Origin of the sequence: Novosphingobium umbonatum (assembly GCF_004005905.1) — a bacterium.
GTDB lineage: Bacteria > Pseudomonadota > Alphaproteobacteria > Sphingomonadales > Sphingomonadaceae > Novosphingobium > Novosphingobium umbonatum.
On record NZ_SACO01000009.1, the window covers coordinates 56,498 to 71,028 of the forward strand.

Here is a 14,531-nt window from a genome sequence, read left to right on the forward strand (position 1 = left end):
TGCCTTGCCCTCGCCTAGCTGTCCGGTGTTGAGTCATTCTCAAGCCGTGGATTGATCCTGCCATGCCGGCGTGCTGGCAAAAGGATCACTCGCAACAGCACGGGTGATGGAAAGAGAGCAAGAGCATGTCGGTTCGGTTGGGCCTGGCCAAAGTGGCTACCTTGATTGCAGGCACGGCGCTGGTGGGCGGCGGTGCGGTGCATTTCGCCGAGAAGCAGAGCGCGACCCATCCCCAATATATCAAGCATGCCAAAGCGCCGCTGATGGCCAAGAAGTCCGCGCCAAAGCCCAAGCCGGTGGTGCATAAAATGGCCGCCGCGCCAAAGATCAAGCCGATCGTCAAGGATGTGCTGCCCGTATCGCCCAAGGCGGCGACCGCGGTGGTCGCTCCCCCGCCTGGCCTGCCCGCTGCCGATTTCACGCCCGCTGATCCGGGCCGCGTGCGCCGTCTGGCCGGTGGCTATGGCGGTGGCGGTTTTGGCGGCTTCATCGGCGGCTTCTTTGGCGCCGGCTCCAGCGGCAGCACCGTGGTGGTGGTCAATAACAATGGCAGCACCAGCGGTTCGAGCGGCAGTTCCAGTTCGTCGAGCGGTGGCTCTTCCTCCTCCTCCTCGTCTTCTTCGTCCAGTTCGTCGTCGTCTAGCAGCGGCGGGGTGAGCACCACGACCACCACGACAACGGGCGGGGTTTCGACCAGCACCAGCACATCGACCTCGACGACGACCGGTGGCACATCGACCACCAGCGGCGCGACCAGCACCTCCACTTCGACCACCAGTGGCGCCACCAGCACCACCAGCGGCGCGGTCAGCACCAGCACGTCGACCACCACCACTACCGGCGGCACCAGCACGACCACGGGGGGCAGCAGCACCTCAACCAACAGTTCGACCAGCACCAGCACGTCGTCGACGACAGGCGGGACCAGCACGACCTCTGGCTGGTGGAACACCAATAGCAGCAGCACCAGCACGACGTCGGGCGCCAGCACCACGACGACCAGCGGCGCAACCACCACCACCACCAGCGGCGCTACTACGACTACGACCACGGGCGGCACCAGCTCGAACGGTTCCACCACCGGCGGCACCGAAGTGCCTGCTCCGCCGATGCTTCTGCTGTTTGGCGGGGCGGCATTGGCGGTGGCGGCGCGCCGGCGGAAACTGGCCAAGGCTTGATCCTTTTGGCGGATTGACGCCAAAGCCGCGCAAAATCCTGTCCTTATCGTCGCGCGCCCCTTCGCCTTTGGCGGCAAAGCTGCTAGAGGCATGGGCGTGTCACCTTTTCCATGGACAGATCTTGTCATCATTATCGGGTTGGTCGTGCTCAATGGCATTTTTGCCATGTCAGAGCTGGCCATTGTCTCGGCGCGGCCGGCGCGTTTGCGGGTATTGGCCGATCGCGGCAATCGCGGGGCTATCGCCGCGCTGGCATTGACCGCTGATCCGGGCAAGCTGCTGTCCACCGCGCAAATCGGCATCACGCTGGTGGCGGTGGTGACGGGTGCCTTTTCCGAAGCCAGCCTGTCGAATCCGGTCGCTGAACGCATGGCGGGCATGGGCCTGCCCTTGCTCTATGCTGATCGTCTGGCCAGCGTGCTGGTGCTGGGCCTTACCACCTTTGTCAGCCTGATCGCGGGCGAATTGGTGCCCAAGCAGATTGCCCTGCGCCATGCCGAAAGGATCGCGGTGATCTCCTCGCCGCCCATGGCGCTGCTGGCGCGCTGGGCGGCGCCTTTGGTCTGGTTGCTGCAATGGTCGTCCGATGGCTTGCTGCACCTGCTGGGCGTCAAGGCGGCGGGCGAACAGCATGTGACGGCGGAGGAACTCCATCTCGTCTTTGCCGAGGCCACGCGTTCGGGCGTGATCGAGGAGGATGAGCGGGCGATTATGACCGGCATTATGCGTCTGGCCGATCGCCCCGTGCGTGAGGTGATGACCCCGCGCACCGATCTGGACTGGATCGACCGCCATGCCAGTGAGGCGGATATCCGCGCCGCGATCAAGGAAAGCCCGCATTCGCTGCTGCCGGTGGGCGATGGTTCACCCGACAATATCATCGGCGTGGTAAAGGTGCGCGAAGTGCTGGCCGCGATGGTGGCGGGCGAGGCGGTGGAGCTGGAGCCCCTGATCCGCAAGGCCGAGATCGTGCCGGACCAGTTGGACGCGATGGATGCCTTGCGCGTGTTGCAGAATTCGGGCCTGTCCATGGCGCTGGTGCATGACGAATATGGCCATCTGGAAGGCGTGGTGACCCCTGCCGATCTGCTCTCTGCGCTGGTGGGCAATTTTGCCAGCCATCAGGACGAGGGCGACCATCCGATGGTGGTGGTGCGCGAGGATGGCTCGTTGTTGATTTCGGGCGCTTTGCCAGCGGACGCTATGGCCGACCGGATCGGTATCGATCTGCCCGAAACGCGCGATTATGCGACGGTGGCGGGCTATGCCCTGTCGATCCTGAAGCGGCTGCCCAAGGAGGGCGACCATTTCCACGATCAGGGCTGGCGTTGGGAAGTGGTGGATATGGACCGGCGCAAGATCGACAAATTGCTGGCCAGCAAGGACGAGGTCGAAGCCGAAGCATAGAAAAACCCCCGCGCGGATCCGCTCCGGCGGGGGTTTTTCTATGCCTGAAAGGCGGCTTATTGCGCGGGCGTGCGGGCCTGCGCTTCGCGGCCATCGCCCTGCGGCGCGGCGATGATCGTCTTGGTCACCTCGCCCTTATCCGCAGTCTGCGTCTTGGGATCGGCCACGGTGGAGCGGATCGAGGGATCAGCGGCGCCAGCCTTGGCCACGGCGCTGCGTTCCACCGCGCTGCGGGCGGGGGCGGGGCCGAACAGGGCCTCGGTCACTTCGGCCTGGCTGTTGCGCGTGGTGGGGCGCGGGGCGCCCGGCTGCGGCGGGGTCAGCGCGAAATCTGGCGGAGCGAACAGGGGGGCCTGACGCTGCACCGCGAATTCATCGGGGCGCACGCGGTTGAACAACCCGCCCGCGCCGCAACCCGACAGCAGGATGCAGGTGGCGCTGGCCAGCAGAATGGCGGAAGATTTGCGCATTGTCGGTTACTTCTCCGGGGCGGCAACGGGGTTGATAGGGGCCGCATCCTTCATGGGGTCGGGCTGTTTCTCGCCGGAAAACAGCGATCGGGCAAGCAGAATAACCACGCCGCAGGTGATGAAGGCATCGGCGAGGTTGAAGATGTAAAAGGGGCGCCAATCGCCAAAATGCAGATCGGCATAATCGACCACATAGCCCAGCCGCACGCGGTCGAGAATATTGCCCAAAGCGCCGCCCAGCACGAGGCCCAGCGCGGCCGTGTCAAAGCGGTTGGCTTCACGCAGCAGCCAGACCAGCACGCCCAGCGCAATCGCGCCTGTCATGCCCACCAGCGCCCAGCGCTGCGCATCCGAACCGGCGGTGAGCAGGCCAAGGCTGACCCCGCGATTTTCCGCCCAGGTGAAATTGAAGAAGGGGATCACCTTCACCTGTTCGCGATAGGGCAGATCGAGCAGGCCGATCATCGCCCATTTGAGCAGTTGATCCGCCACCAGCGCCAGCGCCGCCGCCGCAAAACCCGTGGTGCGGGCGCGGGTCAGGGCAGGGGAAGAGGCAGCGGATTGGCTCATTACGCGGCGTCCATGCCCGACACTACCTGATCGCAACGTGAACAGAGATCGCCATCCTCGGTAACCTCTGGCAGGTGGCGCCAGCAGCGGCCGCATTTGTGGGCTTCGGTTGCAGCTACTGAAGTGAAGATAGCAGGGTGCTCTTTTGGAGCGGCGTGGCCTGCATCAAGGCTGACATCCACGCTGGCGACAATAGCAATCTCTGCTAGATCGGCCCCGCTAAGGCGATTGAAATCAGACAGACTTTCAGCGCGGATTTGGATGCAGGCTTGGAGACTTGAGCCGATTTCCTTCTCGCGGCGCTTTGGTTCAACGACTTGGCTAATGGTTGAGCGAATTTCCCGGAGATAGGTCCACTCAGAGGTGAGGGATTCATCCGCCCACCCAGCATCCACCACCGGCCATTCCAGCAAATGCACGCTGTCAGCCTCGGGGAAGCGGCTCTTCCACACTTCCTCAGCCGTAAACACCAGCACCGGCGCGGCATAGCGGATCAGCGCATGGAGCAAAGTGTCCAGCACGGTGCGATAGGCCATCCGCTTGGGATCGGTGGGCGCATCGCAATAGAGGCAATCCTTGCGGATATCGAAGAAGAAGGCCGAGAGGTCTTCGTTGCAGAAATCGGTCAAAGCGCGGACATAGGTGTTGAAGTCAAAGGCATCCACCGCCGCCTTCAACGTGCCGTCCAGCTTGGCCAGCAGCGCCAGCACATAGCGCTCCAGCTCCGGCATGGCCTCCACAGCCACCTTTTCGGCATCGCTGAAACCGTCCAGCGCGCCCAGCAGATAGCGGAAAGTGTTGCGCAGCTTGCGATACTGGTCGGCCACGCCTTTCAGGATTTCATCGCCAATGCGGTGGTCCTCGGTGTAATCCACCGACAGAGCCCAGAGGCGGACGATATCCGCGCCATAGGTCTCCATCACCTTGATCGGATCGACCGTGTTGCCCAAGGACTTGGACATTTTCATGCCCTTGGCGTCCATGGTGAAACCATGGGTCAACACCGCCTTGTAGGGCGCATGGCCGCGCGTGCCGCAGGCTTCCAGCAAGCTCGACTGGAACCAGCCGCGATGCTGGTCAGAGCCTTCCAGATAGAGATCGGCATGGGGGCCGGTATAACCTTCGGGGCGCAGCAGATCGGGCCAGCGGCCGCTTTCCAGCACAAAGGCATGGGTGGACCCGGAATCGAACCACACGTCCAGAATGTCGGTGACGCGCTCGTAATCCTCAAGGCGGTAATTCTCGCCCAGATAGTCCTGCGCGCGTTCCTCGTCCCATGCGTCCACGCCTTCGGCCTTGATGGCGGCGATGATGCGGGCGTTGACAGCTGCGTCGTTCAGGTAAACGCCGGTTTCACGATGCACGAAAAGCGTGATCGGCACGCCCCATGCGCGCTGGCGGCTCAGCACCCAGTCGGGGCGGCCTTCGACCATGGCGCCAATGCGGTTGCGGCCCTTTTCGGGAATGAAGCGGGTGGCGGCAATCGCGGCCTTGGCGCGTTCGCGCAGAGTATCGGGCGAGAGCAGCGAGCCGAGATCGAACAGATCATCGTCATCGCCCATCGGCTTCAGGTCCTTGTCCATCGGCACGAACCATTGCGGCGTGCAGCGATAGATAACCTTGGCCTTGGAGCGCCAGCTATGCGGATAGGAATGCTTGTAATCCGCGCTGGCCGCCACCAGACCGCCCGCCTCGCGCAGGGCGGTGCAGATCGGGCCGTCGGGCGCGTTGAACTTGGGGTTGATGACGCTGCCTTCCCCGCCCAGCCACAGCCAGTCGGCGCGGTAACGCCCGTCATTTTCCACCGCAAACACCGGCTTGATGCCATAGGATTTGCACAGGGCAAAGTCGTCTTCGCCATGGTCGGGCGCCATATGCACAAAGCCGGTGCCCGAATCGGTGGTGACGAAATCGCCCGCCAGCAAGGGGCGCGGCGTGGCGAAGAAGCCGCCCAGATGATGCATCGGGTGGCGCACCTTCGCGCCGGTCAGCGCGGGGCCCTTCACATACATCAGGAAATCATAGCCATCCTCGTCAATACGCTTGAGGAAGCTGTCGATCAGCGGCTCTGCGATGAGGTATTTTTCCTCGCCCGCCTTGATCTGCAAATAGTCGATCGGGCGGCCAAAGGCCACCGCCTGGTTGGTGGGGATGGTCCATGGCGTGGTGGTCCAGATCACCAGCTTGGTGCCGATCAGCTCGGGGATCTCGGGCGATTCGATGATTTCAAACGCCACGTCGATCTGGGTGGAGGTGATATCCTCATATTCCACCTCGGCCTCGGCCAGCGCGGTTTTTTCCACCGGCGACCACATCACCGGCTTGGCCCCGCGATAAAGCTGGCCGCTTTCGGCGAATTTCAGCAATTCGGCCACGATCGTGCCTTCGGCGGCAAAATCCATGGTCAGATAGGGATTGTCCCAATCACCATTCACGCCAAGGCGCTTCAACTGCTCGCGCTGGGCATCCACCCACTGGCGGGCATAGGCGCGGCATTCGGCGCGGAATTCCTTAGGCGGAACCTCGTCCTTGTTCTTCTTCTTCTTGCGATATTCTTCCTCGACCTTCCATTCGATGGGCAGGCCGTGGCAATCCCAACCGGGCACATAGGGCGCGTCTTTGCCCAGCAGGCTTTGCGTACGCACCACCATGTCCTTCAGGATATGGTTGACCGCATGGCCCACATGGATGTTGCCATTGGCGTAGGGCGGGCCATCGTGAAGAATGAATTTTTTGCGTCCGGCACGTGCATCGCGCAAGCGGCGGTAGAGATCCTGCTCCTGCCAGCCCTTCAGGATAGCCGGCTCCTTTTGGGGCAGGCCGGCCTTCATCGGGAAATCGGTCTTCGGCAGGAAGACGGTCGAACGGAAATCACGCTTTTCGGTCATGGTAGGGTGCCTTAGCGCTCGTTAGCCCTCTGTGCAAATCCCAGAGAGCGAAAATGCGCGCCTAGCAGCGACTCGCCAAAGTTTTGTTAAATCGCGGCGAGAATTTGCCTCGCCTTTTCGCAGTCGCGGCCAATTTGATCGACCAATTCGTCCAGCGAGCCGAATTTCTCCTCACCCCGCAGATAGGCGTGAAAGAACACCTCGATGTCCTGACCATATAGGTCGCCGGAAAAATTGAAGAAATGGGGTTCCAGCAATTCCTTGGGCGGATCAAAATGGGGGCGGATGCCAATATTAGCCGCCCCTTGTACGACACTGTTATCCGGCAGGCGGGCAGACACCGCGTAAATACCATAAGCGGGGCGCAGATAATCACCCAAGGCCAGATTGGCGGTGGGGAAGCCGATGGTACGGCCCAGCTTGTCGCCATGCTGCACCTGTGCGCGGATGGCGAAGGGGCGGGTGAGCAGGCGGGTGGCCGTGGCCATGTCGCCCGCTTGGCAGGCGCGGCGGATGCGGGTGGAGGAAACTACCTCGCCTTCCAACATCACCGGCCCGATGGCGCGGCTTTGCAGGCCCAGCGGGGCGCCCAGTTCTTTCAGGCTGGCAATCGTGCCCGAACGGCCCTTGCCAAAGGTGAAGTCCTCGCCCGTGACCACGCCAGCGGCCCGCAAATGGTCGCATAGCACGCCCTCCACCCAATCGGCGGCGCTGCTGGCGGCCATATCGGCGTCAAAGGCGAAAACCAGCATGGCGTCCGCTCCGGCCTGCGCAAACAAGTCCTGCCTTTGGTCCAGCGTGGACAGGCGGAAAGGGGGCGAGCCGGGGGCGAAATATTCCACCGGATGCGGGGCGAAAGTGGCGACAATCGCGGGCCGCCCTTCCGCCTTGGCCCAGCTTATCGCTTCGCCCACCACGGCCTGATGGCCCAGATGGAAACCGTCGAAATTGCCCAGCGCGATAATCGCGCCTTGCAGATGGGCGGGGATAGGCTGGCGGGAATCGAGGCGGATCATGATGGGCTGGGCCTATACCTGCCGGTGATAGGTGATGAAAGCCAAAGCGGGGGTGCCTTCATGGGAAGGGCTTTCGCGGCGGGCGCTTTCCACCCATTCGGGGCCAAGCGGAGGGAAGAAAGTGTCGCCCTCCAGCACGGCGTCAATACGGGTGAGTTCCACGCGATGGGCTTGGGGCAGGGCCTGGGCATAGATCTGCCCGCCGCCCACAATCGCCACTTCCGGCACATCGCCCGCCAGCGCAAGAGCCTCATCCCAATCGCGCGCGACTTCGGCACCCTTGGCGCTCCAGCCTGTGTCGCGGGTCAGCACGATATGGCGGCGACCGGGCAACAGGCCGGGTAGGGATTCAAAGGTGCGGCGGCCCATGATCATCGGCTTGCCCATGGTCATCGCCTTGAAATGGCGCAGATCCTGCGGGATATGCCAAGGCATGGTGCCATTGGCGCCGATCACGCCATTGGCCGTTACCGCCACCACGATCACCAGTTGCGGCATCAGCCGAGCGTCAGGCGGGTGACATGGCCCATCTTGCGACCGGGCCGCGCTGCCGCCTTGCCATAGAGATGCAGATGGTTGGCCGGATCGGACAGGATGGCGGGCCAGTCATGCGCGTCATCGCCGATCAGGTTTTTCATCTGCGCAGCCTTCACCGCCAGCGTGGGCAGGCCCAAAGGCAGGCCGCAAATGGCGCGGATGTGGTTTTCAAACTGGCTGGTAAGCGCGCCTTCGATCGACCAATGGCCCGAATTATGCACGCGGGGCGCCATCTCGTTGAACACTGGCCCATCTTCGGTGGCGAAGAATTCCAGCGTCAGCACGCCGACATAATCCAGCGCCTCGGCTACTTTGCGGGCCAGATCGCGCGCCTGCTCTACCTGCGCCAGCAGCGCGGGCGGGGTGGGCACGGTGGACGTGTCCAGAATGCCCGCAACATGGATATTCTCGGCGCTTTCCCAGAACTGGATGTCGCCATCGGTACCACGCGCCAGAATGACGCTGAATTCGCCGGAAAAGCGGATGAAGCCTTCATAGATCAAGGGCACATCGGGCAGGTCCAAGCCGTCTGCATCCTGCGGGGACATGATCCGCCACTGGCCCTTGCCATCATAACCATCGCGGCGGGTTTTCAGGATACCGGGCGTGCCGATTTCCGCCATGGCGCGGGCCAGATCTTCCGCATTGTCCACCGCCATGAATGGCGCGGGACGACCGCCCAAGGCTGTAACGAAATTCTTTTCGTTCAGCCGGTCCTGCGCGGTTTCCAAAGCGCGCGGGTGGGGCAGCAAGGGCGTATCGCCCACAGCCGCCAAGGGCCCCACCGGCACATTTTCAAACTCATAGGTCACCACCGCGCAATCGGCGGCAAAAGTAGCCATGGCTTGCGCATCGCCCCAATCGGCGCAGGTAAAGCGGGCGCAGACTTCTGCGGCGATGCTGTCGGGTTCTGGCGCGAAAATATGCACGCGATAGCCCAGACGGGCGGCGGCAAAGGCCATCATGCGGCCCAATTGCCCACCGCCCAGAATGCCGATCGTCTCTCCTGGAGCAACCATCTTATCAGACATCGTCAGGGCTTTATGCCTCTACCGGACGTTCGGCGACCGAATCGGTCTGCGCCACGCGATAGGCCTGCACGCGCTCGGCCAGAGCCGGATCGCTGGTGGCCAGAATCTTGGCGGCCAGCAGACCGGCATTGGTTGCGCCAGCCTCGCCAATCGCCAGCGTGCCCACCGGAACGCCAGCGGGCATCTGCACGATCGACAGCAGCGAATCCTGACCCGACAGCGCCTTGGACTGCACCGGCACGCCCAGCACGGGCAGCACGGTCATCGAGGCGACCATACCGGGCAGATGGGCAGCCCCGCCTGCACCGGCGATAATGACCTTGAAGCCCTCATCTTTCGCATTCTTGGCAAAATCGACCAGACGGTCGGGCGTGCGGTGGGCCGAGACGATGCGAACATCATGCTCCACGCCCAGATGCGTCAGAATGTCAGCCGCCTTCTTCATGGTGGCCCAATCAGACTGGGAACCCATAACGATGGAAACGAGAGCGCCGGGACGGGTCATGTTGTCTTACCTTTCCGAGAGGTAGTAGCGATCGAGCGCGTTGAGTTCCGCGTCGAGCTCGAACACGATAGGCTGACCGGTGGGGATTTCCAGATGGAGAATGTCCTCATCCGAAATTCCCGACAGATGCTTGACCAGCGCGCGCAAAGAATTGCCATGCGCGGCCACGATCACCGTGTCGCCAGCCTTCAGCGCGGGGGCGATGGCCTGCTCGTAATAGGGCAGAACGCGGGCGATCGTGTCCTTCAGGCTTTCGGTGTTGGGGATGGCGATGCCAGCATAGCGCGGGTCGGTCGACAGATCGAACGTGTCGCCCTTTTCCTGCGGCGGGGGCGGCACGTCAAAGCTGCGGCGCCAGATCAGCACCTGTTCGTCGCCATGCTTGGCGGCGGTTTCGGCCTTGTCCAGACCGGTCAGCCCGCCATAATGGCGCTCGTTCAGATGCCAGTCCTTGGTTTCGGGGATCCATGCCAGACCGGCCGCTTCCAGCGCCAGATGCAGCGTGCGGATCGCGCGGGTTTGCAGGCTGGTGAAGGCGCGGGTGGGCACAATGCCCTTTTCCTTCATCAAGGCGCCAGCGGCACGGGCCTCGCCCTCGCCCTTTTCGGTCAGATCGACATCCCACCAACCGGTGAAGCGGTTTTCAAGGTTCCATTGGCTTTGGCCGTGGCGGACAAGGATCAGACGAGGCACGGGTCGGGTTCTCCCTCTCAAGTGGCGGTCTTGGCAGCCGGAGCGGTCTGCTCTCAAGCTTTTGGCCCAAGATTTGGAAAGGGGCACTAGCCCCTTGGCGCGCATTTGGAAAGGCGGTTTCGGCCTGTGTTTTGCCAAGCGATTCTATCGGGCGGAAAAGCGGGTGCGAGGGAAGGTCAGTCCTCTTGATTGGCCTGTGCACCCTCGCCTTCATTTTGCAGCGCGCGGGCCTGTGCTTTGCGGCGACGCAGGTTTTCGCGCAGCTTGGCAGCCAATCTTTCTTCGCGCGAAAGCGGGCGCTCGGGGGCGGAAGTGGTCGATTTGTCGGTATTCTCTGGGTTGCTCATGGTGTTTTTCGCCTGTGTTGGCGGTCTTTTGGCTTGGGGGCATGGGGCGCACAAGGGGGGAATGCATTTTTTCTGAAATTGGCCGTTGACATTACCGGCAATGCCAGCCATTAGCGCGCCTCCGCTGCGGCACTGGTCGCAAGCGAAATGACCGTGGTGTGCTGCTGTAGCTCAGTGGTAGAGCGCATCCTTGGTAAGGCTGAGGTCGGGAGTTCAATCCTCCCCAGCAGCACCACGGTTCCTTCCTGACAGATTTGGTTGCCTTGACCCGCTTTTTCAGCGGGTTTTGGCATGTCCGGCTTTCGTCCTCATTCCATAAGGAAAAGGCGCGGCAGGCCTGTGCCCCCGCGCCTCTATTCCAAGCTGTAACTGGCGCTTTACCAGCGCAGCTTGGGCTTCAACACCGCGATAATATAGGTGACCACACCGGCCAGAATCAGCAGCGCGACGATTTCATAGCCGCCATTGCCCAACTGGTTGGAAATGGTGCAGCCAATCGCGGGCGGCAAATAGGCCCAGATCGAGTCCGAAGGTTCCTCTTGCGCGGAACGGTGCAGCAACAGCACGACCAGCCCCGCGAAAACCGCCATCGTCAACCAGTCATACACAGTTTCCATCTTTGACTTCCACCCATTCCTGCATGGGCCACGGGCGGTAAGCCGCCCTCATGGCTTGATAATTTCTGACAAAGGCTAACCTGTCGGCAGGCTTTAAGCCAGTTATGTGCCCTTGCCTATGCTATTCTTCGCGGAAGGCGCGGCTGAACTGGTCACGCAAAGGCTTCATCAGATAGGACAGCAGCGAACGCTCGCCGGTCTGCATGAAGACTTCGACCGGCATGCCTGGCACCAGTTTCAGATCGCCCAGACGCTTCATCTCGGCGGGGGAGACCTCCACCTTGACCTTGTAATAGGGCGCGCCCGTATGATCGTCGGTAAAGCGTTCGGAGGAGATGATCCGCACCTTGCCATTGATTTCGGGCGTGGTGCGGTTGTTGAACGCCGAAAAGCGCAGGCTGGCGGCCTGACCTACCGAGAGCTGGTCGATGTCATAGGGGCTTACGCGGGCTTCTACGGTCAGGTCATCATGGCTGGGCACGATTTCCATGATGGTTTCCATCGGCGGCACCACCCCGCCCACGGTGGAATAGCTCAGTTTCTCCACCGTGCCATCATAGGGCGCGCGCAACAATGAGCGGTTGAGCTGATCCGTGGCCGAAACCGAGCGGACCTTCTGGTCATTGAGCTGCGCTTGCGCGGTGGCCAGTTCGATACCGGCCTGCGAACGGGCGTCCTGCATCAACTGGAAACCGGACTGGCGGATCTCGGCGATCTTGGCGCGCGACTGGGCGATTTGCGCCTCGAACGAGGCCACCGCGCCTTGCAGGTCCACCGCCGAACGTTCGGTCTGGTTGATGCGGTTGATCGTCACCAGATTTTCCGCGCGCAGGCTGCGCAGACCCGCCAGTTCCGGCTCGATCAGCGCGATCTGTTGGCGCGAGGCCTGCTTTTGCGCGATCAGCGAGCTGATCTGCTGCTCGGTCTGGCGTACGCGCTCGTTGATCTGCGACAGCTGGTTGTTGCGCGCGGTGCGGCGCAGGTTGAACAGGCGCTGCGCCTCGGCCATGGCGGCCAGCTTGGCGGGCGTGGGGTTCTGCGTCAATTCGGGCGGGAAATGGATGACGGGGCTGTCATCGCGCTCGGCGGTCAGACGGGCGACCGAGGCCTGTAATTGCTCGTTGGTGCTGCCATAGGCGCTGGCGCTGGCGCTGGACACCGTGTTGTCCAGACGCAGCAAGGGATCGCCCTGCTTCACAATCTGGCCTTCGTGGACAAAGATTTCGGCAATCACCCCGCCATTGGGGTGGGCCACTTTCTTCACCCGCGATTCCACCGTTACCTCGCCCGATCCGATCACCGCCCCGCGCGTGCCGGTCAGCGCCGCCAGCGCCACCAGCAGCGCGACCAGCGCGCCAATCACCATCAGGCCCATGCGAAAGGCGCGCTTCAATCCCTCCTGCGGGTCGAGCAGTTCAAGCGCCGAGGGCTGCTCTTGCGTGGTGGCGGGCAGTTGATAGCTCATGACAATACCTTGGATTCGCCGGAGTCGGACTGGTCTGCATTCGGGGCTTGGCCATTAGCTGGGCCGGAGGCGGGCTTATCGGTGACCGAGGGCTGGCGGCGGGCCTGTGCCCTTTCCCGCACAGCATCGCGGGTGCCGTAATCAAGCACCTTGCCATTTTGCAGCACCAAAACATGGGTGGAAATGCCCACCAAGACGCCCGCCGCGCCCGCCAGCACCACCACCGCGCCTCTTTCGCGGGCGGCAGCCACGGCCATGGCCAATTGCCTTTCGCCGCCGGTATCCTGATGCGCGGTCGGTTCGTCCAGCACCAGCAGGAAGGGGCGGCCATAAAGCGCGCGGGCCAAACCGATACGCTGCGCCTGCGATTGCGAGAGGCGCCGCCCTTCGGCACCGACCCAGGTGGCATAGCCATCGGGCAGGGCGAGGATCATTTCATGGATGCCGGCATCCTGCGCCGCCTGAATAATATCCTGCGGATTGGCATCGGGATCAAAGCCGGACATATTTTCCGCCACCGTACCGTCGAGCAATTCGATGTTCTGTGGCAGATAGCCGATGTGACGCCCCAAGGCCGCCGCATCCCATTGGTCCAGCGTGGCGCCATCCAGCCGGATCTGGCCCAGCGGCGTGGTCCATCCGCCGGTCAAGGTACGCAGCAGGGCCGATTTGCCCACGCCGCCCGGCCCGACCACCGTCAGCACCTGCCCCGCTTCCAGATGGAACGAGATGCCCTGCACCAAAGGCTTGCGCGCGCCTGCGGGAGCCACGGCTAGCCCTTCGCAAGAGAAGGTGGCGCTGGGCGTGGGCAGGCCGACTTTGGGGGCAGGGGCAGGCACCGAGGCCAGCACCATATCCAGACGCGACCAGGCCTGTTCCGCGCTGGCCAAAGCCTGTGCCCTTTCCACACAGCGTAGCAAAGGCAGCAGCGCGGCAAGGCTGCAAGCGGCCGAGGCCACCACCACCGCCGCCGAGGCATGACCTGCAATCTCCAGCCATCCCCCGACCACCGTGACCGCCACCAGCGTGGCCATCATCAGGCCCCGCGCGATGGTTTGCAGGCGCGCGCCGGTCTTGTCATGCGGGATCAGCAGATCGAACAGGCGCTGGTTGGCCAGATGCCACGCCGCCCGCGCCTTGCCGCCCAGACCCAGCGCGCGAATCACATCGGCGCGTCCCATGCTGGCGGCCATCACCGCGTGGCGGCGGCCGATCAGCGGCAAGAGATCGCGGTTCTTGTCGCGTTCCAGCCTCATGGCGCGCCACAGGATAAACACCATCGTCGCCGCGCCCAGCAAAGTGGCCAGCGCCAGCGCGCCATGCATCATCAACAGCACCAGCAGGGTCAGCGGCAGCGCGGCCAGATCAAGCCAAGGCTCGACCTCGCCATGGGCCAGAAAACCGCGCAGCGAATCGACATCGCGGGCAATTTGCGTCTGGTCGGCATCGCCGCCCTTGCCCGCCTGCGCCAAGAGGGCGGTGGCTTCGTCCAGACGGGGCAGCAGGGGAGAGAGCAAAGCCTGCGCCATATGGCCCAGAGTATGCCGCCGCAGCCCCGCCAGAATGCCCCGCGCCACCAGCAAGAGCAGCGCAAGGCCCCCCATGCTCATCAGCGTGGGTACGCTGTGACCGGGAAGCGCCACATCGAACACCAGCAGCACAAACAGCGCCAGTACCACCGGACCAAAGGCCAGAAAGAAACTGGTCAGCAACAAGGCAGGCAGGCCGGACAGCGCCCCGCGACGGGCGGCAAAACCCTCGGCGCTTTGGGCGGGCAACAGAGCCATAAGAAAAACGCTTCCTTCCC

The 14,531-nt window shown here is 63.0% G+C and carries 14 protein-coding genes and 1 tRNA gene; 3 read left to right on the top strand and 12 right to left on the bottom strand.

All coding sequences use genetic code 11. The features are described from left to right. Positions 1–125 precede the first annotated feature (125 nt). Positions 126–1,178 carry a PEP-CTERM sorting domain-containing protein gene (locus tag EOE18_RS12260; protein WP_127709929.1) on the top strand — a complete coding sequence of 351 codons (1,053 nt, stop codon included), beginning with the start codon at positions 126–128 and terminating at the stop codon, positions 1,176–1,178. Between the two features lie 96 nt (positions 1,179–1,274). Next, positions 1,275–2,585, top strand: a complete 1,311-nt coding sequence (locus EOE18_RS12265; RefSeq protein WP_127710068.1) for a hemolysin family protein — start codon at positions 1,275–1,277, stop codon at positions 2,583–2,585. A 56-nt stretch (positions 2,586–2,641) separates the two neighbouring features. Here EOE18_RS12265 and EOE18_RS12270 read toward each other — a convergent pair whose 3' ends face one another. The 9 genes from EOE18_RS12270 to EOE18_RS12310 all read right to left on the bottom strand — a co-directional run bounded on the left by EOE18_RS12270 (position 2,642) and on the right by EOE18_RS12310 (position 10,753). After that, positions 2,642–3,055 carry a DUF3035 domain-containing protein gene (locus EOE18_RS12270; RefSeq protein WP_127709931.1) on the bottom strand — a complete coding sequence of 138 codons (414 nt, stop codon included), beginning with the start codon at positions 3,053–3,055 and terminating at the stop codon, positions 2,642–2,644. Positions 3,056–3,061: 6 nt separating this feature from the next. Continuing rightward, positions 3,062–3,625 carry a signal peptidase II gene (gene lspA / locus EOE18_RS12275; RefSeq protein WP_127709933.1) on the bottom strand — a complete coding sequence of 188 codons (564 nt, stop codon included), beginning with the start codon at positions 3,623–3,625 and terminating at the stop codon, positions 3,062–3,064. Continuing rightward, the gene (ileS, locus tag EOE18_RS12280; protein WP_127709935.1) at positions 3,625–6,513 is read right to left on the bottom strand and encodes an isoleucine--tRNA ligase; all 2,889 of its coding nucleotides are present in this window, start codon (positions 6,511–6,513) and stop codon (positions 3,625–3,627) included. Before ileS ends, lspA begins: the two co-directional genes overlap by 1 nt. A gap of 86 nt (positions 6,514–6,599) precedes the next feature. After that, on the bottom strand, positions 6,600–7,529 hold the full coding sequence (locus tag EOE18_RS12285) for a bifunctional riboflavin kinase/FAD synthetase (protein WP_127709937.1): 930 nt from the start codon (positions 7,527–7,529) through the stop codon (positions 6,600–6,602). Positions 7,530–7,541: 12 nt separating this feature from the next. After that, positions 7,542–8,027, bottom strand: coding sequence for a dihydrofolate reductase (locus EOE18_RS12290; protein WP_127709939.1), 486 nt, complete (start codon positions 8,025–8,027; stop codon positions 7,542–7,544). After that, entirely contained in the window at positions 8,027–9,085 is a 1,059-nt protein-coding gene (locus tag EOE18_RS12295; RefSeq protein WP_127710070.1) for a 5-(carboxyamino)imidazole ribonucleotide synthase, read from the bottom strand. Before EOE18_RS12295 ends, EOE18_RS12290 begins: the two co-directional genes overlap by 1 nt. A gap of 22 nt (positions 9,086–9,107) precedes the next feature. Continuing rightward, positions 9,108–9,602, bottom strand: a complete 495-nt coding sequence (gene purE, locus EOE18_RS12300; RefSeq protein ID WP_127709941.1) for a 5-(carboxyamino)imidazole ribonucleotide mutase — start codon at positions 9,600–9,602, stop codon at positions 9,108–9,110. Positions 9,603–9,608: 6 nt separating this feature from the next. After that, positions 9,609–10,295 (bottom strand): 2,3-diphosphoglycerate-dependent phosphoglycerate mutase, encoded by a 687-nt coding sequence (gpmA, locus tag EOE18_RS12305; RefSeq protein ID WP_127709943.1) that lies wholly within the window; start codon positions 10,293–10,295, stop codon positions 9,609–9,611. Between the two features lie 176 nt (positions 10,296–10,471). After that, positions 10,472–10,753, bottom strand: a complete 282-nt coding sequence (locus EOE18_RS12310) for a hypothetical protein (protein ID WP_127709945.1) — start codon at positions 10,751–10,753, stop codon at positions 10,472–10,474. Positions 10,754–10,802: 49 nt separating this feature from the next. Here EOE18_RS12310 and EOE18_RS12315 point away from each other — a divergent pair. Continuing rightward, positions 10,803–10,877, top strand: a tRNA-Thr gene (locus EOE18_RS12315). 142 nt (positions 10,878–11,019) lie between these two features. Here the strand turns inward: EOE18_RS12315 and EOE18_RS12320 are convergent. From EOE18_RS12320 to EOE18_RS12330, 3 genes are all read right to left on the bottom strand, one after another. After that, positions 11,020–11,259 (bottom strand): XrtV sorting system accessory protein, encoded by a 240-nt coding sequence (locus EOE18_RS12320; protein WP_127709947.1) that lies wholly within the window; start codon positions 11,257–11,259, stop codon positions 11,020–11,022. A gap of 121 nt (positions 11,260–11,380) precedes the next feature. Then, positions 11,381–12,724 carry an HlyD family type I secretion periplasmic adaptor subunit gene (locus EOE18_RS12325; protein ID WP_127709949.1) on the bottom strand — a complete coding sequence of 448 codons (1,344 nt, stop codon included), beginning with the start codon at positions 12,722–12,724 and terminating at the stop codon, positions 11,381–11,383. Further along, positions 12,721–14,511, bottom strand: coding sequence for an ATP-binding cassette domain-containing protein (locus EOE18_RS12330; protein WP_164852744.1), 1,791 nt, complete (start codon positions 14,509–14,511; stop codon positions 12,721–12,723). Before EOE18_RS12330 ends, EOE18_RS12325 begins: the two co-directional genes overlap by 4 nt. Between the last annotated feature and the right edge of the window lie 20 nt (positions 14,512–14,531).

Coding starts and splice junctions, on each gene's coding strand:
- ileS (WP_127709935.1), bottom strand. CDS start 6,513: ATGACCGAAAAGCGTGATTTCCGTTCGACCGTCTTCCTGCCGAAGACC.
- EOE18_RS12325 (WP_127709949.1), bottom strand. CDS start 12,724: ATGAGCTATCAACTGCCCGCCACCACGCAAGAGCAGCCCTCGGCGCTT.
- EOE18_RS12260 (WP_127709929.1), top strand. CDS start 126: ATGTCGGTTCGGTTGGGCCTGGCCAAAGTGGCTACCTTGATTGCAGGC.
- EOE18_RS12290 (WP_127709939.1), bottom strand. CDS start 8,027: ATGCCGCAACTGGTGATCGTGGTGGCGGTAACGGCCAATGGCGTGATC.
- purE (WP_127709941.1), bottom strand. CDS start 9,602: ATGACCCGTCCCGGCGCTCTCGTTTCCATCGTTATGGGTTCCCAGTCT.
- EOE18_RS12270 (WP_127709931.1), bottom strand. CDS start 3,055: ATGCGCAAATCTTCCGCCATTCTGCTGGCCAGCGCCACCTGCATCCTG.
- EOE18_RS12295 (WP_127710070.1), bottom strand. CDS start 9,085: ATGGTTGCTCCAGGAGAGACGATCGGCATTCTGGGCGGTGGGCAATTG.
- EOE18_RS12310 (WP_127709945.1), bottom strand. CDS start 10,753: ATGGCTGGCATTGCCGGTAATGTCAACGGCCAATTTCAGAAAAAATGC.
- EOE18_RS12330 (WP_164852744.1), bottom strand. CDS start 14,511: ATGGCTCTGTTGCCCGCCCAAAGCGCCGAGGGTTTTGCCGCCCGTCGC.
- lspA (WP_127709933.1), bottom strand. CDS start 3,625: ATGAGCCAATCCGCTGCCTCTTCCCCTGCCCTGACCCGCGCCCGCACC.
- EOE18_RS12285 (WP_127709937.1), bottom strand. CDS start 7,529: ATGATCCGCCTCGATTCCCGCCAGCCTATCCCCGCCCATCTGCAAGGC.
- EOE18_RS12320 (WP_127709947.1), bottom strand. CDS start 11,259: ATGGAAACTGTGTATGACTGGTTGACGATGGCGGTTTTCGCGGGGCTG.